This window comes from Gallibacterium genomosp. 2, assembly GCF_000771895.1.
Lineage (GTDB): Bacteria > Pseudomonadota > Gammaproteobacteria > Enterobacterales > Pasteurellaceae > Gallibacterium.
Genome location: NZ_JPXY01000042.1, coordinates 1 through 24,060, shown reverse-complemented (window position 1 = coordinate 24,060; position 24,060 = coordinate 1). Strand labels below are relative to the sequence as shown.

Below are 24,060 nucleotides of genomic sequence, written 5' to 3'. Positions count from 1 at the left end.
CTTACCTTTCAGCTTGTTTCACTAATTTGGCATAAAAGAAACCATCTCCGCCTTGTTGATGAGGAAAACATTGAAAACCAAATTCGGTATCTATCCCCTGCTCTCCTAAATCAACAGGTACTAATTTTGCATCGGAATGTGTTGCTAAAAAAACCCGAATCTGCTCACTATTTTCCTGTGGCAAAATAGAACAAGTCGCATAAAGTAAAACACCATTTACTTTTAGTCGTTGCCATAAGGCCTCCAAAATCTGTTTTTGTAATGCAACCAACTGCTCTATATCGCTCGGCTGCCGCAACCATTTGATATCCGGATGACGGCGAATCACACCGGTTGCCGAACAAGGTGCATCCAATAAAATACGATCAAACCTTTCATCATTATTCAACCATTGTTGCGGCTGTGATGCATCACCGCAAATCACGTTTGCGTGCTGATTGAGGCGTTGCAAATTCTGCTCAACTCGTTGCAAACGACCAACATCAACGTCCAAAGCAGTGACTACTGCTTGTGGTGCTAATTCTAAAATATGCGTTGTCTTTCCGCCTGGTGCAGCACAAGCATCCAATATCGTTTCATTATTCTGCCCATCTAATAGCAATGCTGCCCATTGTGCGTGACAATCCTGAACGCTTACCCAGCCCTGTTCAAAATTAGGCAACTGCTCCACTGAAATGGCATTCTGTAAACGCAAAGCTGACGACGGTTGCGCACTTTCACTGGTGATGTGTTGTTGTGCCAATAACTGTTGATACTGTTCGGTGCTGCAATGTTGTTGATTAACGCGTAACCACATCGGCGGTTTTTGATTATTTTCTTCAACAATCTGTCGCCAATTTTGCGGATAATAAGATTTCAGTAGATTCACCAACCATTCCGGATGCAAAGTTTGCCAGTGTTTATCAATCACCGCCAAAATCGACTCTTGCTCTCGCAAAAAATGACGCATTACACCATTGACCAAGCCACGAAAGCTCTCCACTTTTAATACTTTGGTTGCTTTTACTACTTCATCGACTGCGGCGTGTGCCGGAATACGGGTATAAAGTAACTGATACAACCCCACTAATAACAGACAATGAACAATGCGAGTTTTTCCTTTTAACGGTTTAGTCACTAATTTACCAATAATTCGTTCCAGTCTTGGCAATACCCGACAAACGCCAAAACAAACTTCTTGCAACAATCCCATATCCTGTAGGGAAATACGTTGTTGTGCCTCCGGTAATAATGAAGATAGTGATTTTCCTTGATCCAACACTTGCAATATCACTTCCGCCATCACCGCTCGCAACGGCATTTTTTTAGATAATTGAGATTTCATTTGTACTCACTTAATCAAGTTGTTTTCCGACTTCAAACCAATCACTGCGTCCATTAAGGAAATCTTGCACTGTCATCGGTTTCTTACCTGCCGGCTGTAATTGTGTAATATTCAATACACCATCAGCAGTAGCAATCTGTATTCCCTGTTTATTTACCTGCAACACAGTGCCAGCTGTTTGATTTTGATGTGGCAACACAGTGGCTTGATAAACTTTCAATATTTGTTTATTACCTTGAGCATCCGTTGTTTCCAACCAACTAATCGGCCACGGATTAAAAGCTCGAATACAACGTTCAAGTTGTGCTGCTGATGATGACCAATCCAACTTTGCCTCTTCTTTACTTAATTTTTCGGCATAATTGCTTAATTCATTTTGTTGCGCTTGTGGCGGATATTTGCCCTCATCTAAATGATCCAACACCTCAATTAATGCTTTTGGTGCCAATGTAGCTAACTTTTGATATAACGATGCGGAAGTTTCATCCTTGCTGATTTCACAACTTACTTTATACAACATATCACCAGTATCTAAACCTTCATCCATCTGCATAATGGTTACACCGGTTTGCTCATCTCCTGCCCAAATAGCACGTTGAATCGGTGCAGCTCCTCGCCAACGTGGTAACAATGAACCGTGAACATTTAAACAGCCTAAACGAGGCATCTCCAACACTGCTTTCGGTAAAATTAACCCATAAGCTACCACTACCATTACATCAGCATTTAATTGTGCTAATTGCTGTTGAGCCTCTTCTTTACGTAGTGATTTCGGTTGAAAAACAGATAGATTATGAGCCAATGCCAACTGCTTAACTGCACTTGGTTGTAATTTTTTACCTCGTCCCGCCGGTTTGTCTGGCTGAGTATAAACCGCAATCACCTGATGTTGAGAGTCTAATAACGCCTGCAAATGTTTTGCCGCAAAATCGGGCGTGCCGGCAAAAATAATTTTTAAAGGTTTCATCAATTTGCACCTAAATATCAATTCTGTTTTATCGTTAAAATAAATTGGTTATCTTACCTTAGGGGTTTATGAAATAAAATCGTTAATTATCTATCCCTCTCGTTTACGAGATTAAATGTCGTATTGTGATGTAATTCAAGGTAAACTATGCACTATTCATTTTCGCTAGCTTTTTTCGTTTTATGCGTTTATTAACTATCGCTTTATTCTCATTATTATTAATTTCAATTTATAACTTTTGGTTCGGTGATTCCGGTTATAAAACTTATAAACAAACAATAACAGAAATCAGTCAACAGAAAAGCATCAATGAAAAACAGAGCCAAATTAACCAAGAAGCAAAAGCGGAAACACAAGATTTAAAACAGGGTTTTGCGGCGGTTGAAGAACGTGCTCGCAGAAATTATGAAATGGTCAAACCGAATGAAACTTTTTATCGTATCTTAAAATCTGAAAAATAAAGGAGCATTCGTTAATGATTCGTCGAATATTTGCTATTGTCCCTGCTGCCGGTGTTGGCAGTCGTATGCAAAGCAACTGCCCAAAGCAGTATCTCTCTTTGCTAGGCAAAACCATTTTGCAACACACATTGGAAAAACTTCTCACTTATATTGCAATTGAAAAAATTATTGTCGCTGTTGCCGCTGAAGATCCCTATATTTCCCAATTTCCGTTAAAAAATCATCCAAAAATCAAATGGGTAATTGGCGGTGACAGTCGCGATCAGTCAGTATTAAATGCCTTAAAAACTGTTGATGAAGATGTTTGGGTGATGGTACACGATGCTGCCAGACCCTGCATTACCCATCAGGATTTAGATAAATTATGTGAGATCACCAATCCTCAGGGAGCTATTCTGGCTAAACCGGTTGTCGACACCATCAAAAAAGCTTTTCCAAACCGACAGCAGATTGAAAAAACGGAAGATCGATCCCGTTTATGGCACGCATTAACGCCACAATTTTTCCCGGCACAACGTTTAAAACAAGCGTTGCAATATGCTCATCAACAAGGTTTAAACGTTACTGATGAGGCTTCTGCATTAGAATTAGTAGGTGATTATCCACAATTAATTTCCGGTCGTAGCGATAATATTAAAATTACCCGTCCAGAAGATTTAGCATTAGCCGAATTTTATTTACAGCAACAACAAAAAGAGGAGCAACAATGATAAGAATCGGTCACGGTTTTGATGTTCACGCCTTTACTGATGACGGCAAGGGTTTTATCATCCTTGGTGGTGTTAAAATTCCCTATGCCAAAAGTTTATTAGCTCATTCAGATGGTGATGTTGCATTGCATGCACTAACAGATGCCTTGCTCGGAGCTGCCTCATTAGGTGATATAGGCAAACTGTTCCCGGATACCGATATGGCATATAAAGGTGCGGATAGTCGAGAATTATTAAAGGAAGCATTCCGCCAAATTCAACAACTTGGCTACCATATCGGAAATGTGGATGTCACCATTATTGCTCAAGCCCCGAAAATGCGACCGTATATCGATCAGATGCGAGCTAATATCGCTCAAGATTTGCAATGCAATATTGCTCAAGTCAATGTTAAAGCCACCACTACCGAAAAATTGGGCTTTACTGGTCGCGGAGAAGGGATAGCTTGCGAAGCTGTTGCTTTATTGCACAAAACTCTTTAGATTATTCCTCATTTATATTCAGAAAGAAAAAGGAGCATATGATGAATATTTTATTAAGTAATGATGATGGCTTTCACGCTGAAGGCATTCAAACTTTAGCTTCCTATTTACGTACTTTTGCCAATGTTATTATTGTTGCTCCTGATCGCAATCGAAGTGCTGCGTCTTCTGCACTCACTCTGGTTGAACCGTTGCGTCCACGCCAAATTGATAATGGCGACTATTGTGTTAACGGCACGCCTGCGGATTGCGTTTATTTAGCGATGAATTATTTGCTTGCCGGTAAAATCGATTTAGTGGTGTCCGGTATTAATGCTGGCTGCAATCTTGGCGATGATATTCTCTATTCGGGGACGGTTGCCGCCGCCTTTGAAGGTCGCCATTTAGGTTTACCTGCTATTGCGGTATCACTTGACGGCAGACAACATTACGACACCGCCGCTAAAATGGTTTGTGATCTAATTCCGAAATTACACTCTCATCTATTGCGTCGTCGTGAAATTTTAAATATCAATGTCCCTGATCTGCCTTATGATCAATTAAAAGGCACAAAAGTGACCAAACTTGGTTATCGTGCCAGTGAGGGAGAAATTATTAAACAAATTGATCCACGTGGCGAAGCTATTTACTGGTTAGGTCTGTCCAGTTTGCCGGAATATGCCGATGAAGGCACTGATTTTCACGCTGTTGCCAATGGTTTTGTTTCTATTACGCCAATACAGACAGATATGACCGCTCATCATTCTCTAGCTGCAGTACAAGAGTGGATTAATTTAGGATAATCATTATGTCTGTTGAACAACAACGTTTGGTTAATGAACTCTATCATCGTGGTATTCACGATCAACGAGTTTTACAAGCGATCTATGAAGTTCCTCGTCCTTTCTTTATTGAGGAGGTCTTCCGTCAACACAGTTACGAAGATATGCCATTGCCGATTGGTGATGGGCAAACCATTTCACAACCCTATATCGTGGCAAAAATGACAGCACTGCTGCAATTACAATCGACCGATAAAGTGTTGGAAATCGGCACCGGCAGTGGTTATCAAACCGCAATTTTAGCCAAATTGGCACAACAGATCTTTAGTGTAGAAAGAATTAAATCCTTGCAGTGGCAGGCAATGCACCGTTTTAAAAAATTAGAATTACATAATATTCGCTTAAAACACGGCGATGGCTGGGAAGGTTTAGCTGGACAAGCACCATTTAATGCGATTATCGTTACCGCTGCGCCGTCAACTATACCAACTGCATTATTACAACAGTTGGCGAATGGCGGACGACTCGTTTTGCCGGTAGGAGAAGATCAACAGGTTTTGCAACGTATTACGCGTATTAATGATAAATATCAGATTGAAAATATTGAAAAAGTTAAATTTGTGCCGTTAGTAAAAGGAGATACTTTATGAATCTGTTTGGCCGAATGTATGACAAAACAATGCAATGGTCGAAACATAAATTTGCCGTTTATTGGTTATTATTAGTTAGCTTCATTGAAGCTATTTTTTTTCCTATTCCTCCAGATGTGATGTTGGTGCCAATGTCGATGTCAAAACCACAAAAAGCTTTGCGTTATGCTATTTATTGTGGTTTAGCTTCAACTATCGGCGGTATAATCGGTTATGCTGTTGGCTATTATGCTTTTGATTTTATTAAAGATTATATTTCTCTTTGGGGATATCAATCACATTGGGACACCGCTGTATCTTGGTTTGAAAAATGGGGCATTTTAGTGGTTTTCGTTGCCGGTTTTTCACCAATCCCCTATAAAGTGTTTACCATTTGTGCTGGTGTAATGCAAATGACATTCTTGCCGTTTGTTGCAACTGCATTTATTTCTCGCACCGCTCGTTTTATGTTAGTGGCAAAATTATCCGCTTGGGGCGGAGAACGATTTGCCGCACAATTACGCAATTATATTGAAATCATTGGCTGGGGCGTTGTAGTATTAGCAATCTGTGCCTATTTTCTCTTAAAGTAGCAAAATTTTAATAGGAATATTTATGAAACAATCTTTTTTACTTATCCCCGTCGTTGCTGCCGTGCTTGCAGGTTGTAGCAGTAATAATTCTGCTCCTGTCGAAGATGTTGATGGTACATTAACACCGGGAATTATGCAGTCCGTCGGTAATAGTGCAAATTCCAACTGGGAACCACAGGTACAACAACAACAAATGCCTTCCGATATGATGGCGGCACCACAAACACAAACTCAGCCAGTGCAAACTCAACCAACTTATCAACAACCACAACCTGTTTCAGCGCCAACACCAGCACCTCAACCGGTAACAAAACCAGCTACGAAAAAAGCTGTTTCTCAAGATTTCACTATTCCACGCAATCCACAAACCAATGCACCTGACTATAGCAAAATAGATAAAGGTTTCTATAAAGGCGACAGTTATACTGTACGTAAAGGCGATACAATGTTCTTAATTGCCTATATTTCCGGTATGGATGTGCGTGAATTGGCAGCATTAAACCATATTCCCGAACCTTATAAATTAAGTGTCGGTCAAAAATTACGTATTAGTAACAATGCGGCGGAAAGCAATGAAACTATTACGGCGACCACAACTACTGCATCAACTACAACAGCTGCTACCGCACCGACACAACCAGCCGTCACTTACACACCGGGTCCAAACGGTACAGCTTACGGCTCTGACGGCACAGTAATTGGTCCAATTAAATCTACTGCTGGTACAATGCAGACAACCAGCAACAATTCCGTCAATACCGTTCCGGTTGAACCGCAGCCAACTAACACCGTTAACCAAGCACCACGTAATATTGAGCCTGTTGCCGTTAATAACAGTAACATCACTTGGATTTGGCCGACAAAAGGCAATATTATTCAAGGCTTCTCCAACAGTGATGGCGGCAATAAAGGGATCGACATTGGAGGTTCTCGAGGTCAAGCCGTTTATGCTGCCGCACCCGGACGTGTTGTTTATGCCGGCAATGCATTGCGTGGCTACGGTAACTTGATCATTATTAAACACAATGATGATTATCTCAGTGCTTATGCCCACAATGAATCGATCTTAGTAAAAGATCAGCAACAGGTGACAGCGGGGCAACAGATCGCAAAAATGGGAAGTTCCGGAACCAATAGTGTTAAATTACACTTTGAGATTCGTTATAAAGGCAAATCGGTCAACCCAACCAATTACCTACCAAGAAACTAAAATGACAAACGGTATCGCAAAGATACCGTTTTTTATTGCAAAAAAATAGCGACGCTAACCTTAAGGAGTTTTTTAATGAAAAAAATCACAATTATCAGCGGCAGTACTTTAGGCGGTGCGGAGTATGTAGCTGAACATTTAGAAGACTGTTTACAGCAACAAGGTTTCAAAACCAATTTATTTCACGGCCCTGATGAGTTAAATCAAGTGATCGAGGATAAAAACTGGCTGATAGTCACTTCTACACACGGTACTGGTGATTTACCCGATAATTTACAACCGCTTTTTGAACAGATTAATGAAGAAAATCCAGATCTTTCCGATCTGCGTTTTGCTGTGGTCGGTTTAGGAAACAGTGATTACGACACTTTCTGTTTTGCAGTAGATCGGGTTGAAACCGAGCTTACTCAATGTCACGCTGTAAAGATCTGTCCTTCACTGAGAATTGATATGTCAGTTTGTGCTGATCCGGAAACTGAAGCTGAGCAATGGCTACCAAATTTACTCAGTCGTCTTTCCTGATCTGTTATGATCTCCTGTGGATAAACTGATGAATTTCCATTATATAAACTGTTTTATTGCTGAATATAATTTTATAAATTAGATCACCTGTGGAAAAAAAAGCACTTTATCCACAAAAAAGATCACACTTTCGCTAATGATCTTCACAATTTCATAAGGATCTTAACTCATTAAGATCCTTATGAAAAACAAACTTTCTCACAAGGATCTAAGCTGCTAATAATAACAATAATAAAAAGATCTCTATATAGAGATCTGTTCTATTATTAGCGATCATTCATTGTGATCTTAAAAATTAAATTTTAACAGATCCTCAAAATTCAGTTAAAATAATCAAATTTTCTTATCACAAATTAATTTTCAAATTTTAGGTTTTTTATGCTTTATCCAAATCAATATGATGTCATTGTTGTCGGTGGAGGTCACGCAGGTACAGAAGCAGCTCTCTCCCCAGCAAGAATGGGTCTAAAAACATTATTAATCACACATAATATAGATACTTTAGGGCAAATGTCCTGTAATCCCGCAATCGGAGGGATCGGTAAAGGACATTTAGTAAAAGAGATCGATGCTTTAGGCGGTTTAATGGCTCACGCTACTGACCAAGCAGGAATTCAGTTCAGAACATTAAATAGTAGTAAAGGACCTGCTGTAAGAGCAACTAGAGCTCAGGCAGATCGTGTTTTATATCGTCAGGCGGTTAGAACGGCTTTAGAACGGCAGCCTAATTTAGATCTTTTTCAACAAGAAGTAACTGATATTCTTATTGAAAATGGTCACGTAAGCGGTGTTAATACCAAAATGGGATTAACATTTAAGGCTAAAGCAGTGGTATTAACAGCAGGTACTTTCTTAGCAGGTAAAATTCACATTGGTCTTGATCATTATGAAGGTGGACGTGCCGGAGATCCTGCATCCGTTCGTTTAGCAGAACGTCTTCGTGATCTTGATCTGCGCGTAGCTAGATTAAAAACTGGTACTCCACCGCGTCTTGATGCAAGAACTATCGATTTTTCCGTGCTAAAACAGCAACACGGTGATGAGATTTTGCCGGTATTTTCCTATATGGGAAGTGTTGATGAACATCCACAACAAGTGCCTTGCTACATTACTCATACTAATCTTAAAACACACGATATTATTCGTGCTAATTTAGATCGTAGTCCAATGTACACAGGGATCATTGAAGGTGTTGGTCCACGGTATTGCCCTTCGATAGAAGACAAAGTAATGCGGTTCGGTGATCGAAATGGACATCAGATCTTTTTAGAACCAGAAGGATTAACCAGCAATGAGATCTATCCGAACGGCATTTCTACCAGTCTACCGTTTGATGTGCAAATGGGCATCGTTAACTCAATGCAGGGTTTGGAAAATGCTCGAATTGTTAAACCTGGTTATGCAATTGAATATGATTTCTTTGATCCGAGAGATCTGAAACCTTCTTTAGAAACGAAAGCGATCAACGGTTTGTTCTTTGCTGGACAGATCAATGGTACCACAGGTTATGAAGAAGCGGCAGCACAAGGTATTCTTGCGGGATTGAATGCCGGTTTACACGTACAAGACAAAGAGGCGTGGTATCCGCGTCGTGATCAAGCATATATCGGTGTATTGGTTGATGATCTCTGCACATTAGGTACGAAAGAACCATATCGTGTCTTTACTTCGCGTGCGGAATATCGTTTATTGTTACGTGAAGATAATGCCGATTTGCGTTTAACTTCTATTGGACGTGAGCTTGGTTTGGTTGATGATGCGCGCTGGGCGAGATTTAATCAAAAATTAGAAAATATTGAGCTTGAACGTCAACGTTTAAGACAAATTTGGATTCATCCTCGTTCTGAATATTTGGATGAAGTCAATTCTGTGTTGAATTCTCCGTTAATACGTGAAGCAAACGGAGAGGATCTGCTACGCCGTCCGGAGATAGATTATGAAAAATTATGTCAATTAACCCCTTTCCAACCGGCAATGCAAGATAAAGAGGCAGTGGAACAGGTTGAGATTTCGATTAAATATCAAGGTTATATTGAGCATCAAAAAGAAGAGATAGAACGACATAAACGCCACGAAAATACTTTAATTCCTTCTGAATTTGATTATTCCGCTGTTGTTGGCTTATCTAATGAAGTGAGATCTAAATTAGAACAGCATCGACCTGTTTCTATTGGACAGGCTTCGCGTATTTCCGGCATTACCCCAGCAGCAATTTCAATTTTATTAGTTTATTTGAAAAAGCAAGGAATGTTGAAACGTGGTGAGTAAGATGTTATTGGAAAAACTGACTCAATTATTGTCAATTGCCGATATTTCCTTGACCGATCAGCAAAAGTCTCAATTAGTGAAATTAGTGGAGCTTTTGCATAAGTGGAATAAGGCATATAACCTTACTTCAGTGCGTGATCCGCAAGAGATGTTAATAAAACATATTTTAGATAGTTTAGTGGTAAGCCCTTATTTGGTTGGAAGACGTTTTATTGATGTTGGTACTGGGCCGGGATTGCCTGGTTTACCGTTGGCGATTGCTAATCCGAATAAAAAGTTCTATCTGTTGGATAGTTTAGGTAAACGCATCAGTTTTATTCGTAATGCAGTGAGAGAATTGGAGCTGACTAATGTTGAACCTGTTTTAAGTCGTGTTGAGGAGTATCAACCGGAGCAAAAGTTTGATGGCGTATTAAGTCGTGCTTTTGCTTCTTTATCTGATATGACGCAATGGTGTCAGCATTTACTGAATGAAAATGGTTTTTTTTATGCGTTAAAAGGTCAATATCAAACAGAAGAAGTCAAAATGCTAAATAATCGTTTTCAAGTGATTGATGTTGTTACGTTAGCTGTGCCAGAATTAGTGGGAGAAAGGCATTTAGTAAAAATAAAAATTGTAGCATAATTTTAACAAAAAGAGATTTTATGCAAAAAGGAAATCAAAAAGTTAAAATTTTTATTAAAAATGTTAACTATGTAACACTTTTATAGTATTAAATCGATTGCATAAAATCATAGTCCTCGTATAATTGGGAAGTGCGTAAACGGGTGTAATCCCTTGTGTTTTATGGGCAAAATCTAAACGATGTCTTTTTGGATCAATCATACAAAAACGCTCTATAAAAAAGTATTTTTAACGATGGCAATCATTATTGCTGTCGTTTTTATTGGATTATATTTTTTAAAGCCGAATTACGCCTTTTCTTATTTAATTGGTGCTTTGATTGGTTGGATTCCACAGATTCTGTTTGTTGGGTTTCTGATTTTTAAAGGGTTAAAAACAGCGCAAATAAATAAGGTTAAAGTGTTATATCAGGCTGAAATTTTTAAAATTTGTATAACTATTTTGTTTTTCGTGATGTTGTTTGTCTTTGACAAAACAGTGTCGCCATTAGGATTATTCGGTGGTTACTTGGGCGTAATCTTCTTGAATAATCTCTTGTTATTTCGTTTAAGAAACAGTAACAAGGTAATAAACTAGCATCTTAACAATCAGTAGGAACAAATATGTCTGCAGAAGGTTCATCTCTTACTTCTATGGAATATATTAACCACCACTTAGGCAACCTTAAAGCCGGTGAGGGTTTTTGGTCATTCCATTTCGATACTCTTTTATTTTCTATTATTTGCGGTGTTGCTTTTTTGTATCTGTTCTATCGTGTAGCACAAAAAGTAACAACCGGTAAACCAACAAAACTACAAGCAGCGGTTGAGATTTTGGTTGAGTGGATCAACGGCGTTGTGACCGAAAACTTCCACGGCAGCCGTAATGTTGTTGCACCGTTAGCATTAAGTATTTTTGTTTGGGTATTTTTGATGAATACCATCGACCTTATTCCGGTCGATTATCTGCCGAAACTGGCTGCTATTTTGTCCGGCAATGATGAAATTCATTTACGTGCAGTGCCAACCACCGATATGAACCTCACTTTCTCATTGGCTTTGGGTGTGTTTGTACTGATTATTTTCTATACCGTAAAATCTAAAGGGGTAAGCGGATTTGTTAAAGAATATACAATGCATCCGTTTAATCATTGGGCATTGATTCCTGTTAACCTTATTCTTGAATCTGTAACCTTACTTTCTAAACCAGTATCTTTATCACTCCGTCTTTTCGGTAATATGTATGCGGGTGAATTGATCTTTATTTTGATTGCTGTGATGTATTCCGCCAATATGGTTGTTGCCACAATGGGTATTCCATTGCAGATTATTTGGGCAATCTTCCACATTTTGGTCGTTACATTACAAGCATTTATCTTTATGATGCTTACCGTGGTTTATTTAAGTATTGCTTACAATAAATCGGAACATTAATTGATTTTTTTAACCTCAGCATTTTGCTGTTATCTTTAACCAAACTGGAGAAAAATATGGAAACTGTAATTAGTGCAACAATTATCGCTGCATCTATCATGTTCGCTTTTGCTGCTTTAGGTACCGCTATTGGTTTCGGTATCTTAGGTGGTAAATACTTGGAATCAGCTGCTCGTCAACCAGAGTTAGCCAACTCTTTATTGACAAAAATGTTTATCGTTGCTGGTTTGCTTGATGCGATTGCGATGATTGCAGTAGGTATCGGTTTATACTTTGCGTTTGCAAACCCATTCGTTTCATTGTTAGGTTAATACATAACGGGTTACTCTTTAATAGAGTAAATCAACCAACTTCAATAGGAGGTCCGTTGTGAATATCAACGCAACATTAATTGGACAAACAATAGCTTTTATCATCTTTGTATGGTTTTGCGTGAAATATGTTTGGCCACCGATTATTAAAGCTATCGAAGAGCGTCAATCACAAATTGCAAATGCGTTGGCTGCGGCTGAAGTAGCGAAAAAAGAACAAGCGGATACACAGGCACTGATTGAAAAAGAAGTGAATGCGGCAAAAACACAGGCTCAATCTATTATTGATGCTGCGAATCGTCGCCGTAATGAAATTTTAGCTGAAGTTCAAAATGAAGCAGAAACTTTGAAAGCGAAAATCGTAGAACAAGGTTATGCTCAAATTGAAGCTGAACGTAAACGTGTTCAGGAAGAGTTACGAGCTAAAGTGGCTTCTTTAGCGGTAGCCGGTGCTGAAAAAATTGTTGCCCGCAATGTCGATGAAGCCGCTAATAACGACATTATCGATAAACTCGTGGCTGAGTTATAAGGAAGGTAAGCTATGTCAGAATTTACTACAGTAGCTCGTCCTTATGCGAAAGCGGCTTTTGATTTTGCGATTGAACACGATCAATTAGCTCAGTGGCAAACAATGTTAGGTTTTGCGGCAGCTGTAGTTACTGATGATAGAATGCAAAATTTATTAGTCAGCGATTTATCAGCAAATAAAATTGCCGATATAGTGATTAAAATTTGCGGTGATCAGTTGGATAAATACGGTGAAAACTTTATCCGTATTATGGCTGAAAATAACCGTCTACAAGTTTTGCCGGCCGTGTTGGCACAGTTTAAAGAGTATGTGGATGACTATAAGTCAATCACAGAAGTTTATGTTACCTCCGCTTTTCCATTAAGTGATAAGCAACAAAAGAATATTATTGCTGCGATGGAAAAAAGGCTTGCTCGTAAAGTTAAATTAAATTGCAATGTGGACAGTACTTTAATTGCGGGAGCAGTTATTCGTACCGATGAGTTTGTCATTGATGGAAGTAGTCGTGGTCAAATTGCTCGTTTAGCTAATGAGTTGCAATTGTAAGAGGAAAAAAAGATGCAACTAAATTCTACAGAAATTAGTGAACTGATTAAAAAACGTATTGCCCAGTTTGAAGTCGTTAGCGAAGCACGCAATACTGGTACAATCGTTTCCGTGAGTGATGGAATTATCCGCATTCATGGTTTAACAGAAGTAATGCAAGGGGAAATGATAGCATTACCTGATAATCGTTATGCTATTGCACTGAACTTGGAAAGAGATTCAGTTGGTGCGGTAGTAATGGGGCCTTATGCCGACTTGGCTGAAGGTATGGAAGTACAATGTACTGGACGTATTTTGGAAGTGCCAGTCGGTCGTGGTTTATTAGGTCGTGTGGTTAATACATTAGGTCAGCCGATCGATGGTAAAGGTGAGATTGAACATGATGGTTTCTCTCCGGTTGAAGTGATTGCACCGGGTGTTATTGATCGTCAATCTGTTGATCAGCCAGTGCAAACCGGTTATAAAGCGGTCGACTCAATGATTCCAATCGGTCGTGGTCAACGTGAGTTAATTATCGGTGACCGTCAAACCGGTAAAACCGCATTGGCGATTGACGCAATCATCAACCAACGTGATTCAGGTATCAAATGTGTTTATGTCGCTATTGGACAAAAAGCATCAACAATTGCTAATGTAGTACGTAAATTAGAAGAATATGGTGCGTTAGATAATACAATTGTTGTAGTTGCTTCGGCGGCAGAATCAGCGGCTTTACAATATCTTGCTCCATATGCTGGTTGTGCAATGGGAGAATATTTCCGTAACCGTGGCGAAGATGCATTAATCGTTTATGATGATTTATCAAAACAAGCTGTAGCATATCGTCAAATTTCATTGTTATTACGTCGTCCACCTGGACGTGAAGCCTTCCCTGGTGACGTTTTCTATCTACACTCTCGTTTATTAGAGCGTGCGGCTCGCGTTAATGCCGAATTCGTAGAGCGTTTTACTAATGGTGAAGTTAAAGGTAAAACAGGCTCATTAACTGCATTGCCTATTATTGAAACTCAAGCGGGTGACGTTTCAGCATTCGTTCCGACTAACGTAATTTCTATTACCGATGGTCAGATCTTTCTTGAAACCAATTTATTTAACTCTGGTATTCGTCCAGCGGTTAACCCAGGTATTTCCGTTTCTCGTGTTGGTGGTGCTGCACAAACCAAAGCAATGAAGAAATTGTCAGGTGGTATTCGTACCGCATTAGCACAATATCGTGAATTGGCGGCTTTTGCACAATTTGCCTCTGACTTGGATGATGCAACCCGTAAACAACTTTCTCACGGACAGAAAGTTACTGAATTGTTGAAACAAAAGCAATATTCACCAATGACTGTGGCACAACAATCTTTAGTCTTGTTTGCTGTTGAATTTGGCTATTTAGATGATGTTGAATTAGACCGTATTGGATCATTTGAATCTGTTTTATTGGAATATGCTCAAAATAATTATGAGGAATTTATGCAAGAATTGACCAAAACCGGTAATTATGATGATGCAGTAAAAGAGACTTTAAAAGCAATTTTAGACTCATTTAAGAAAAACGGTGCTTGGTAATTATCATAACGTAACGGAGAGATGAAATGGCAGGTGCGAAAGAGATAAGAACCAAAATCGCTAGTGTACAAAGTACACAAAAAATTACTAAGGCGATGGAAATGGTTGCTGCCTCCAAAATGCGTAAAACGCAAGAACGCATGTCTTCTTCACGTCCGTATTCTGACACAATACGTTACGTAATTAGCCATGTATCAAAAGGTAGTATTGGATATAAACACCTTTTCTTAGAAGAGAAAAAAGCAGAAGACATTAAAAATGTTGGTTACATAATTGTTTCAACTGATCGTGGATTGTGTGGCGGTTTAAATATTAATCTTTTTAAGAGAGTATTAAATGAAATTAAATCATTTAATGATCGAGGGGTTAATGTTCAATTGAGTTTAATTGGATCTAAAGCTATTAATTTTTTTCAATCAATGAATTTTGCTGAAATTATTTCTCAAACTTCAGGAGTTAGTGATACACCATCGGTTGAAGAGTTAATTGGTACCGTAAATACAATGGTGGAAGCTTATCGAAAAGGTGAAGTTGATGCAGTGTATTTAGTATACAATAAATTTGTTAATACTATGTTGCAAAAACCAATTTTGGAAAGATTACTTCCATTGCCAGCACTAGAAAATGATGGTTCTCAATCAGGTCTTTGGGATTATATTTATGAGCCAGATCCAAAAGTGTTACTTGATAATTTGTTAATTCGATATATTGAATCTCAAGTTTATCAAGCAGTAGTAGAAAACTTAGCATCTGAACAAGCGGCGAGAATGGTTGCTATGAAAGCAGCAACAGATAATGCTGGTAATTTAATCAATGATTTACAGCTTGTCTATAATAAGGCTCGTCAAGCAAGTATTACAAATGAATTAAATGAAATTGTCGCTGGTGCGGCTGCAATTTAAAGTAGATTAGAGGAATGATAATGGCAACTGGAAAAATTGTACAAATCATCGGTGCCGTCATTGACGTTGAGTTTCCACAAGATGCTGTACCAAAAGTGTATGAAGCATTAAACGTTGAAACTGGTCTTGTGCTTGAAGTGCAACAACAATTAGGTGGTGGTGTTGTTCGTTGTATCGCAATGGGATCTTCAGACGGATTAAAACGTGGCTTGTCTGTAACTAATACAGGCAGCCCAATTTCTGTACCGGTCGGAACAGAAACATTAGGTCGTATTATGAATGTACTTGGTGAGCCAATTGATGAACGTGGTCCTATCGGCGAAAAAGCTCGTTGGTCAATTCACCGTGCTGCACCAAGTTATGAAGAACAAGCAAACAGTACAGAATTGTTGGAAACCGGTATCAAAGTTATCGACTTGGTTTGCCCATTTGCGAAAGGGGGTAAAGTTGGTTTGTTCGGTGGTGCGGGTGTAGGTAAAACTGTTAATATGATGGAACTTATCCGTAATATCGCAATTGAACACTCAGGTTATTCCGTATTTGCAGGGGTAGGTGAACGTACCCGTGAAGGTAATGACTTCTATCACGAAATGCAAGAATCCAACGTTTTAGATAAAGTATCACTTGTTTACGGACAAATGAATGAACCACCAGGTAACCGTTTACGTGTTGCATTAACCGGTTTGACTATGGCGGAAAAATTCCGTGATGAAGGACGTGATGTATTGTTTTTCGTGGATAATATTTATCGTTATACCCTTGCTGGTACAGAGGTTTCTGCGTTGTTAGGTCGTATGCCATCAGCGGTAGGTTATCAACCTACTCTTGCGGAAGAAATGGGGGTTTTACAAGAACGTATTACTTCAACTAAAACTGGATCAATCACTTCCGTACAAGCGGTTTACGTTCCGGCGGATGACTTGACTGACCCATCTCCGGCAACAACTTTTGCTCACTTGGATTCAACTGTCGTATTAAGCCGTCAAATCGCTTCACTCGGTATTTATCCTGCGGTGGATCCGCTTGATTCAACTTCACGTCAATTAGATCCGCAAGTTGTTGGACAAGAACATTATGATGTTGCTCGTGGCGTACAGGGTATCTTACAGCGTTATAAAGAATTGAAAGATATTATCGCAATTCTTGGTATGGACGAATTGTCTGAAGAAGATAAATTAGTGGTGGCTCGTGCACGTAAAATTGAACGTTTCTTATCACAGCCGTTCTTCGTTGCTGAAGTATTTACCGGTTCACCGGGTAAATATGTGCCATTAAAAGAAACAATTCGCGGCTTTAAAGGTATTTTAAACGGAGAATATGACCATATTCCTGAACAAGCGTTCTATATGGTTGGTTCTATCGATGAAGTATTAGAAAAAGCGAAAAAAATGTAATTGCTCCTAAGGCAAACAATCGCTAAGGAGATAACTAATGGCAACGTTTAACTTAACAGTTGTAAGTGCGGAAGAAAAAATATTTTCAGGTGTTGTTGAAAGTATTCAGGTTACAGGGAGCGAAGGTGAGTTAGGTATTCTCGCCGGGCATACACCGTTATTAACTTCGATTAAACCTGGCATCGTAAAAATGATGAAAGAAGGTAAAGAAGAAGTTATTTATGTATCCGGTGGCTTTCTTGAAGTGCAACCAGGAAATGTGATTGTATTGGCGGACACTGCGATTCGAGGAGAAGAGCTTGATAAAGAACGTATCCTTGCAGCGAAACGCCGTGCAGAAGAAAATATTCGCAGCGCACATAAGGATGGTAATTATGAGCTTATGGCTTCTAAACTTTCCAGAGAGCTTGCGAAATTGCGTGCTTATGAACTCACAGAAAAATTAGTCAAAAATAAACGCTAATTCTTAATATTGAAAAAGCCGGTTATAGCGATATAGCCGGTTTTTTTGTTTTTTTAAGGCATTAAAAATGTGATCCAGTTAACATTTTTAAAATAATTGGTATCGTTCCCATTGAATAAAATTGGGCGAGTTTTATGATGTTATTAACATCACATTGATGAATAAAATCTTCCACTTATGGTTGAGAAATGTATTTGATTTGGTAGAAAGAAAATTCTTCCAAAGCGAGCTGATTCATAGGCAATATTTTATGTGTTGCACTGTGAAATTATATGTTTGTTATATTTATGGGGATTAAAAAATGAAAAAACTTTCATTAATTACATTACTTCTTTCAGTATCCACATTTTCTTTTGCACAGGATAATGATGTTACTACTAAGCCTGATTTGTACTTTCTCAAAAGTAGCGAAGTCATTGATAGCTTTAAACTTTTACCACCGCCACCTGCGGTCGACAGTGTTCAATTTTTAAACGATAAAGCACAATATGAGAAAGGAAAATTACTAAGAAATACAGAAAGGGGAAAACAGGCTTATAAAGATGCCTATGTCGCAGCTGACGGTGTGCCACAAGCATTTTCAGAAGCGTTTGGTTTAGAAATTTCTCAACAAAAAAACCTGAAATTTATAAATTACTACAAAATTTTAGAGAAGATGCCGGCGATCTCTCAACAAGAGCAGCAAAGAAAGGCTATATGAGGATTCGTCCGTTTGCCTTCTTTAAAGAAGGCACTTGCCGACCTGATGATGAGAAAACCTTATCAACAAACGGTTCTTATCCTTCCGGTCATACTGCTATCGGTTGGGCAACTGCTTTAGTTTTAACTGAAATTAATCCGGCTCGTCAAAGTGAAATTATGGAACGTGGTTATGAAATGGGACAAAGCAGAGTGATTTGTGGTTATCACTGGCAGAGTGATGTTGATGCAGCAAGAGTGGTGGCGAGTGCAGTAGTAGCAACATTGCATACTAAACCAGCATTTCTACAACAGTTAGAAAAAGCAAAACAGGAATTTAATAAACTTTCTAACAAATAATTTTTGAATAGCGATGGCAACCGGCTATAGCGATATAGCCGGTTTTTTGTTGGCAATAATTTTCATTAATTATAATTAGTTGATATATATTATCTTTTTTATCTTGGAGCAGAAAACACTCCATATAATAGCATCTCCTAAGGGTCATATAAAATAAGTTTATTTTGTAAAAGTAATCATAGAGCCGGATTACTATTCGCGGTATTATTGGTATTCAGTGGAGAAGTGTTAGGTCGCATCATTTTATATGGACTGCATATGACAGGAGGTATGGCAGTTTGATGTTAATGATGGCTATGCCTAATGATTTAGGCGTAGTTCCTTTCTGTGGGAGACACAATGATGGAACGAGAAAAGTTTTTAGAATGGGTAAAAACAAGTGGTTATTGGATGGGAATGTTATTATATTTTGAACCAAGACACTCTGTTTTAAAGCCTATTCTAGATGCATTGGATCATATGGATTGGCAAGGAGATTGGTTTCCAGCACTCAAAAATGAGGATGAAATTGTGGCGTTGTTACGCCAACGTGATAATTTGCCGGAACAATTCCAAGCGCAATTTATTGGGCCTAATGCTTTACCGGCACCGCCTTGGAGTACAGTTTATTTGGATGAAGAGGCTGTCATCTTCGGCAAACCCTTAATAGATCTACGCAAATTTATGTTAAAAAATGACATCTGCTGTAATGTTGGCACTGAAGAACCGGAGGATCAGGTCGGCTTGATGTTAATGATGGCAGGTTATATCGCCAACAGTAATCCGAAAATTCTGGATGAATATTTAGCGAAGTATCTGTTTACTTGGGTGTGGCGTTATTTAAGATTACTCACTAAACAAACAGAATCGCCTTTTTATCGTGGAATCGGATTAATTTCGGAACAGACTTTATCGTTATGGCAGATGAACATTAAATGCTCTGTTCCAAAATTACCACTCTATTTTTAGCAATGATGACAACAAAAGACGAACGTTATTATTCGGCATATTTGTCACATCATAATATTTCAAGACGAGGGCTTTTTCGTCTGTTTAAACAATCACCGCAACAACAATCGTTGCGGCGATTACAAAATCGCCCACCGTTTGCTGCAAAAGAGTCGCTGTTTACCGCTTTTTGTGATGGTTGTGGTAAATGTGCGCAAGTTTGCCCATATGGGTTAATCCAAATTGAACAACAAAAAGCGACTTTAGCGATAACTTATACTGCCTGTGATTTTTGTGGACTCTGTGCACAGGTTTGTTCAACAAAAGCATTACATCCGGCATTCAAAGCAGACACTGAATTAAGACCATACTTCTTAACGGAATGTTTACAACAACAGGGACAAGCGTGTGATAGTTGTATACAAAGCTGCTCGACAAAAGCGATCCGACTTGATAGTAATAAACAACTTATGGTTGATTTATCGCACTGTAATGGCTGCGGCGAATGTAAAGTCAGCTGTTTTATGAGTGCGATAGATTTGACATTAATGGAATGAAAAATGCAGTATCGGAATACTGCATTTTTCTTACAACCACCCTTTTCGTTTGAAATAAAGGAATGGGAATAAGGCGGCGAGAGCCATTAAAACTAAGGCGAATGGGTATCCGAATTTCCAAGTTAATTCCGGCATATTGGCAAAGTTCATACCGTAAGTGGAAGAAACCAATGTTGGCGGTAGGAAAATCAAGGATGCCACAGAGAAGATCTTCATAATTCTGTTCTGTTCGATATTCATAAAACCCATTGCCGCCTGCATTAAGAAGTTCACTTTTTGGAATAAAGATTCGTTGTGAGGTTGTAGTGATTCAATATCTCGTAATACTTCACGAGCTTGTTCTAACTGGCTGGCTGGTAAGCGAGTTTTTCGCACTAAGAAGCTTAATGCTCGTTGTGTATCCATCAAACATAAACGCACTTTTGAGCTTACGTCTTCTTGTTCAGTAAGAGTAGATAGTGCTTGATCAAAGGCTTCACCTTGTTTCCCTTCAAGAATAATACGGCTTAATTTTTCTAAATCAGCATAAACGGTTTCTATAACATCAGCCAACTGTTCAATTTTAGTTTCAAATAAATCAAGCAGTAATTCATAAGCATTGCATTCAAGTAAACGTTGAGTTCTGGAACGCATACGATAAAGACGGAAAGCCGGCAATTCACGGTCTCTTAATGAGAACAAACGTCCGTCGCGTAAGGTAAAAGCAACGGTGGCTATATCGGCGTAATCATCTTCATCTTCACAATAAAAGAAAGAGTGTAAATGTAATCCGTCTTCATCTTCAAAGAAACGTGCGGATGCCTCAATGTCTTCCAATTCAAGATAAGAAGCTAAGCTTTGACCTAGTCCTTTTTGTAGCATCTCACGTTCTTCGGCTGTTGGTTCTAATAAATCAATCCAAATTGCATCATTTAATGCATCGCTGTTTTCATCAATTCGCACTAAACGTGCGTCATCTAAGGCAAATGCTCCAATCATCTGTTCTTACTCCCTAAGTTGGGTTTTGAACAACGCAATGAACAAAATAAAAAAGATTCCAGTTTATTTAAAATAATGGGAAGTTTGATACTTACCGACTTTTCGCCGATAAGCAAAAGAGGCTATGAGGCGAAAATATTAGTTGTAATAGTAAAACCAGTATCGACTGTGACTGTCCAAAGTGTTTGTCCTCATAGAAAAAATATCGGGCGGAATGTTACTCTTGTCAAATGAAATAGTCAAGTTTCACTATTAATGAAACTTGACTTTACTTTAAAGATTAATTTTTCTTTACTTTAAAGATTAATTTTTCTTTTCAAAATCATTGATATGTTTGTTGGCTGAAATCCAGGCTGCTGTATAGCCAATAGCAGAACAGATAATAGTCATAAGAAGTATTTCTGAAATAGCTAAGCCATTTAAGGCAATTTTTATAGCAAAAATATCAGCAACATAACCTACAGCAGTAGAGAAATAGCTGATTAATAAAAAACTGAAAATAGTAGCTAGAATACTGCCTAACATACCATAAATAATGCCGGTGCAAAGAAATGGTCGAAGAATGAAGTGATTAGTAGCCCCAAGCAGTTTCATTACTTCAATATTAGTGCGGCTGCTATAAACATCGGAACGTACACTATTTCCAATAACTAAAAATACTGCCAAGCTCATTAAAAAACTGCAAATAGTGGCAATTTTTGCGATTAAATAGGAGATTGCTCCTAATTTTTCTATCCAGCCGTCATCTAAACGTACTTCCTGTACGCCTTTGACTTTCGCTAGTTCTGTGCGTAATTCCATCATTTTATCGCTGCTTTTATATTCATTTGTTGGTTTTATCATCACTACAGCTGGTAAAGGATTGTCATCTAAAAGAGATAGTTCTTCATTAAATCCTGACCATTGACGAAAATCTTCAAGGCTTTTTTGGCGAGAAATATAATTGAGTGAATCGACACCTTGTTGTGCTCTGAGTGACTCAACAACGCGTTCTGTATCCTGTTCACTCAAATTCTTATTCAGATATACTGCCAATTCTGATTCTGGATAGAAGTTATCGATAGTATATTCCACATTTTTCCATAATAAATAAGTCGTTACTGGAATAGTTAATGAAACGGCGATCACAATAACGGTTAATAAAGTACCAAGTTTTCTTTTTAATAAGTCACGAAATACCATTTGGAAGACAATTTTTAATTGCAAGAATATGGAAGCGTTGAGATGACGTTGGTTCATAATAATCCCATTAACAAATAAACTGTTTTAAGTGTCCTTGTTCTAATACGATGGTAGGTTTTGGATTTTGTGTGATGATATTGACATCGTGTGTGGCAATAATCACTGTTACGCCCATACTGTTCAATTGTTCGAAAAGATGAAAAATATCTAATGAAAGTTCTTTATCCAAATTTCCGGTTGGTTCATCTGCCAATAAAAGTTGTGGGCGATTAACAATTGCTCGTGCAATATCGACTCGTTGCTGTTCACCACCAGAAAGTTGTTGCGGATAGTAATCAGCACGATGGAATAATCCTACACGATCTAGAGCCGCCGAAGCACGTCTTTTTACTTCATTAGGGTGCATTCCATTAATTACTAGTGGTAAACCGACATTATCCAACACTGTGTAATTAGTGAGTAGACGATAATCCTGATGTACCATTCCGATTTGGCGGCGTAAATAAGGCATTTCAGATGCAGGTAAACGGGTAATATCGTGATTGTTGAACCAAATATTACCGCCATTGGCACGTTCAATACCAAGGATCAGCTTCAATAAAGTGCTTTTCCCAGCACCGGAATGCCCAGTGATATAGGTCATACTGCCGACAGGTAAATGAAAACTGATTCCTTGTAAAGCGGGTTTGTTTCCGCCACTATAAACTTTACTCACATCTGAAAACCGAATCATAACTGTTCCTTAAGCCTCTTTATCTGATATAAACAGCGCTTCAATAAACTCTTCGCTATTAAATGGGCGTAAATCATCAATTTTTTCACCTACTCCAATATAACGAATAGGTACATTAAATTGATCTGCTAGTGCAAAAATGACACCGCCTTTTGCTGTGCCGTCCAATTTAGTTAGTGTAATTCCTGTAATGCCGACTGCTTCATTAAATAATTTCATCTGACTAATGGCGTTTTGACCGGTGCCGGCATCTAATGTCAGCATAATTTCGTGTGGTGCATTTTCATCATATTTTTTCATCACTCGCACAATTTTTCTTAGTTCATCCATTAGATTATTTTTATTTTGTAAACGACCTGCGGTGTCGGCAATGAGAATATCCACCCCTTTTGCAGTTGCAGATTGCATTGCATCAAATAATACTGAAGCGGAATCTGCACCGGTTGCTTGAGCGATAACAGGAATATGATTCCGCTCACCCCAAACTTGTAACTGTTCCACAGCTGCTGCTCTGAAAGTATCACCGGCAGCTAACATAACGGATTTACCTTGCTGCTGGAACTGTTTTGCTAATTTACCAATGGTTGTGGTTTTACCTACACCGTTTACACCGACCATCAGAATAACAAAAGGTTTTTTATCGGTTAGCACCAAAGGTTGTTCATTCGGTTTCAAAATAGTTGCTAATTCGACCTTTAATTGTTGATAGAGTAATTCCGCATCTTTTAACTGTTTACGACTGGCGTGTTCTGTTAGATTTTTAATAATTTTATTAGTGGTTGGCACGCCAATATCGGCAATTAACAACTGTTCTTCTAATTCTTCAAACAGATCATCATCAATTTTTTTACCTGAAAAAAGAGAGCGAAAACCGGCACCGATATTTTGTTTGGTTTTCACTAAGCCTTGTACTAAACGGCTGAAAAAGCCTTGTTTAGTGGGTTTTTCCTGTGTTTCAATTTTTGTAGGCTCAGGCTCAGGC

General features: G+C 38.6%; 29 protein-coding genes. 23 read left to right on the top strand and 6 right to left on the bottom strand.

What is annotated here, in order from left to right; translation table 11 throughout:
* Position 1 precedes the first annotated feature (1 nt).
* Together rsmB and fmt are read right to left on the bottom strand one after the other, a co-directional pair.
* On the bottom strand, positions 2–1,324 hold the full coding sequence (gene rsmB, locus P375_RS08870; RefSeq protein WP_039136211.1) for a 16S rRNA (cytosine(967)-C(5))-methyltransferase RsmB: 1,323 nt from the start codon (positions 1,322–1,324) through the stop codon (positions 2–4).
* 10 nt (positions 1,325–1,334) lie between these two features.
* On the bottom strand, positions 1,335–2,291 hold the full coding sequence (gene fmt, locus P375_RS08865) for a methionyl-tRNA formyltransferase (RefSeq protein WP_039136209.1): 957 nt from the start codon (positions 2,289–2,291) through the stop codon (positions 1,335–1,337).
* A 182-nt stretch (positions 2,292–2,473) separates the two neighbouring features.
* On the opposite strand from fmt, the gene ftsB reads away from it, so the two are divergent.
* From ftsB to napF, 23 genes are all read left to right on the top strand, one after another.
* The gene (ftsB, locus tag P375_RS08860; protein WP_039136207.1) at positions 2,474–2,752 is read left to right on the top strand and encodes a cell division protein FtsB; all 279 of its coding nucleotides are present in this window, start codon (positions 2,474–2,476) and stop codon (positions 2,750–2,752) included.
* Between the two features lie 14 nt (positions 2,753–2,766).
* Positions 2,767–3,462: a 2-C-methyl-D-erythritol 4-phosphate cytidylyltransferase gene (gene ispD, locus P375_RS08855; RefSeq protein ID WP_039136205.1), complete on the top strand. Its 696-nt coding sequence runs from the start codon at positions 2,767–2,769 to the stop codon at positions 3,460–3,462.
* On the top strand, positions 3,459–3,944 hold the full coding sequence (gene ispF / locus P375_RS08850) for a 2-C-methyl-D-erythritol 2,4-cyclodiphosphate synthase (RefSeq protein ID WP_039136203.1): 486 nt from the start codon (positions 3,459–3,461) through the stop codon (positions 3,942–3,944). The genes ispD and ispF overlap by 4 nt, the downstream gene beginning before the upstream one ends.
* A gap of 41 nt (positions 3,945–3,985) precedes the next feature.
* Positions 3,986–4,726: a 5'/3'-nucleotidase SurE gene (gene surE / locus P375_RS08845; RefSeq protein WP_039136201.1), complete on the top strand. Its 741-nt coding sequence runs from the start codon at positions 3,986–3,988 to the stop codon at positions 4,724–4,726.
* 5 nt (positions 4,727–4,731) lie between these two features.
* Positions 4,732–5,355 carry a protein-L-isoaspartate(D-aspartate) O-methyltransferase gene (locus P375_RS08840; protein WP_039136199.1) on the top strand — a complete coding sequence of 208 codons (624 nt, stop codon included), beginning with the start codon at positions 4,732–4,734 and terminating at the stop codon, positions 5,353–5,355.
* Positions 5,352–5,927 (top strand): YqaA family protein, encoded by a 576-nt coding sequence (locus tag P375_RS08835; RefSeq protein WP_039136198.1) that lies wholly within the window; start codon positions 5,352–5,354, stop codon positions 5,925–5,927. Before P375_RS08840 ends, P375_RS08835 begins: the two co-directional genes overlap by 4 nt.
* Positions 5,928–5,949: 22 nt before the next feature.
* Positions 5,950–7,137 carry a murein hydrolase activator NlpD gene (gene nlpD / locus P375_RS08830; protein WP_039136195.1) on the top strand — a complete coding sequence of 396 codons (1,188 nt, stop codon included), beginning with the start codon at positions 5,950–5,952 and terminating at the stop codon, positions 7,135–7,137.
* 75 nt (positions 7,138–7,212) lie between these two features.
* A complete protein-coding gene (mioC, locus tag P375_RS08825) occupies positions 7,213–7,659 on the top strand; it encodes an FMN-binding protein MioC (RefSeq protein ID WP_039136193.1) in 447 nt (148 codons plus the stop codon).
* Positions 7,660–8,037: 378 nt separating this feature from the next.
* Positions 8,038–9,927: a tRNA uridine-5-carboxymethylaminomethyl(34) synthesis enzyme MnmG gene (gene mnmG, locus P375_RS08820; RefSeq protein WP_039136191.1), complete on the top strand. Its 1,890-nt coding sequence runs from the start codon at positions 8,038–8,040 to the stop codon at positions 9,925–9,927.
* A 1-nt stretch (position 9,928) separates the two neighbouring features.
* Positions 9,929–10,552, top strand: coding sequence for a 16S rRNA (guanine(527)-N(7))-methyltransferase RsmG (rsmG, locus tag P375_RS08815; protein ID WP_039136188.1), 624 nt, complete (start codon positions 9,929–9,931; stop codon positions 10,550–10,552).
* 180 nt (positions 10,553–10,732) lie between these two features.
* Positions 10,733–11,128 (top strand): ATP synthase subunit I, encoded by a 396-nt coding sequence (locus tag P375_RS08810; protein ID WP_018345475.1) that lies wholly within the window; start codon positions 10,733–10,735, stop codon positions 11,126–11,128.
* A gap of 26 nt (positions 11,129–11,154) precedes the next feature.
* Complete coding sequence (gene atpB / locus P375_RS08805; protein WP_013746003.1) at positions 11,155–11,964, top strand: F0F1 ATP synthase subunit A; 810 nt, start codon at positions 11,155–11,157, stop codon at positions 11,962–11,964.
* A 56-nt stretch (positions 11,965–12,020) separates the two neighbouring features.
* Entirely contained in the window at positions 12,021–12,275 is a 255-nt protein-coding gene (gene atpE / locus P375_RS08800; protein WP_013746002.1) for a F0F1 ATP synthase subunit C, read from the top strand.
* Between the two features lie 58 nt (positions 12,276–12,333).
* The gene (gene atpF, locus P375_RS08795) at positions 12,334–12,804 is read left to right on the top strand and encodes a F0F1 ATP synthase subunit B (protein WP_013746001.1); all 471 of its coding nucleotides are present in this window, start codon (positions 12,334–12,336) and stop codon (positions 12,802–12,804) included.
* A gap of 12 nt (positions 12,805–12,816) precedes the next feature.
* On the top strand, positions 12,817–13,350 hold the full coding sequence (atpH, locus tag P375_RS08790) for a F0F1 ATP synthase subunit delta (RefSeq protein WP_039136186.1): 534 nt from the start codon (positions 12,817–12,819) through the stop codon (positions 13,348–13,350).
* Between the two features lie 12 nt (positions 13,351–13,362).
* The gene (atpA, locus tag P375_RS08785) at positions 13,363–14,904 is read left to right on the top strand and encodes a F0F1 ATP synthase subunit alpha (RefSeq protein WP_039136184.1); all 1,542 of its coding nucleotides are present in this window, start codon (positions 13,363–13,365) and stop codon (positions 14,902–14,904) included.
* Between the two features lie 26 nt (positions 14,905–14,930).
* A complete protein-coding gene (gene atpG / locus P375_RS08780) occupies positions 14,931–15,806 on the top strand; it encodes a F0F1 ATP synthase subunit gamma (RefSeq protein WP_039136182.1) in 876 nt (291 codons plus the stop codon).
* A gap of 20 nt (positions 15,807–15,826) precedes the next feature.
* Positions 15,827–17,200 (top strand): F0F1 ATP synthase subunit beta, encoded by a 1,374-nt coding sequence (gene atpD / locus P375_RS08775; protein WP_013745997.1) that lies wholly within the window; start codon positions 15,827–15,829, stop codon positions 17,198–17,200.
* 37 nt (positions 17,201–17,237) lie between these two features.
* Entirely contained in the window at positions 17,238–17,663 is a 426-nt protein-coding gene (locus P375_RS08770) for a F0F1 ATP synthase subunit epsilon (protein WP_039136180.1), read from the top strand.
* 301 nt (positions 17,664–17,964) lie between these two features.
* Positions 17,965–18,363, top strand: a complete 399-nt coding sequence (locus tag P375_RS12645) for a hypothetical protein (RefSeq protein ID WP_209434817.1) — start codon at positions 17,965–17,967, stop codon at positions 18,361–18,363.
* Positions 18,360–18,701 (top strand): acid phosphatase, encoded by a 342-nt coding sequence (locus tag P375_RS12640; protein ID WP_209434816.1) that lies wholly within the window; start codon positions 18,360–18,362, stop codon positions 18,699–18,701. Before P375_RS12645 ends, P375_RS12640 begins: the two co-directional genes overlap by 4 nt.
* Before the next feature lie 339 nt (positions 18,702–19,040).
* A complete protein-coding gene (gene dmsD / locus P375_RS08760) occupies positions 19,041–19,649 on the top strand; it encodes a Tat proofreading chaperone DmsD (protein WP_052121821.1) in 609 nt (202 codons plus the stop codon).
* A complete protein-coding gene (gene napF / locus P375_RS08755; RefSeq protein ID WP_245176446.1) occupies positions 19,616–20,185 on the top strand; it encodes a ferredoxin-type protein NapF in 570 nt (189 codons plus the stop codon). Before dmsD ends, napF begins: the two co-directional genes overlap by 34 nt.
* 30 nt (positions 20,186–20,215) lie before the next feature.
* Here napF and corA read toward each other — a convergent pair whose 3' ends face one another.
* From corA to ftsY, 4 genes are all read right to left on the bottom strand, one after another.
* Complete coding sequence (gene corA, locus P375_RS08750; RefSeq protein WP_039136178.1) at positions 20,216–21,163, bottom strand: magnesium/cobalt transporter CorA; 948 nt, start codon at positions 21,161–21,163, stop codon at positions 20,216–20,218.
* A gap of 303 nt (positions 21,164–21,466) precedes the next feature.
* On the bottom strand, positions 21,467–22,402 hold the full coding sequence (ftsX, locus tag P375_RS08745) for a permease-like cell division protein FtsX (protein ID WP_039136176.1): 936 nt from the start codon (positions 22,400–22,402) through the stop codon (positions 21,467–21,469).
* 10 nt (positions 22,403–22,412) lie between these two features.
* Entirely contained in the window at positions 22,413–23,078 is a 666-nt protein-coding gene (gene ftsE / locus P375_RS08740; protein WP_013745987.1) for a cell division ATP-binding protein FtsE, read from the bottom strand.
* A gap of 9 nt (positions 23,079–23,087) precedes the next feature.
* The coding region (gene ftsY / locus P375_RS08735; protein ID WP_039136174.1) for a signal recognition particle-docking protein FtsY at positions 23,088–24,060 on the bottom strand (973 nt) is incomplete at its 5' end.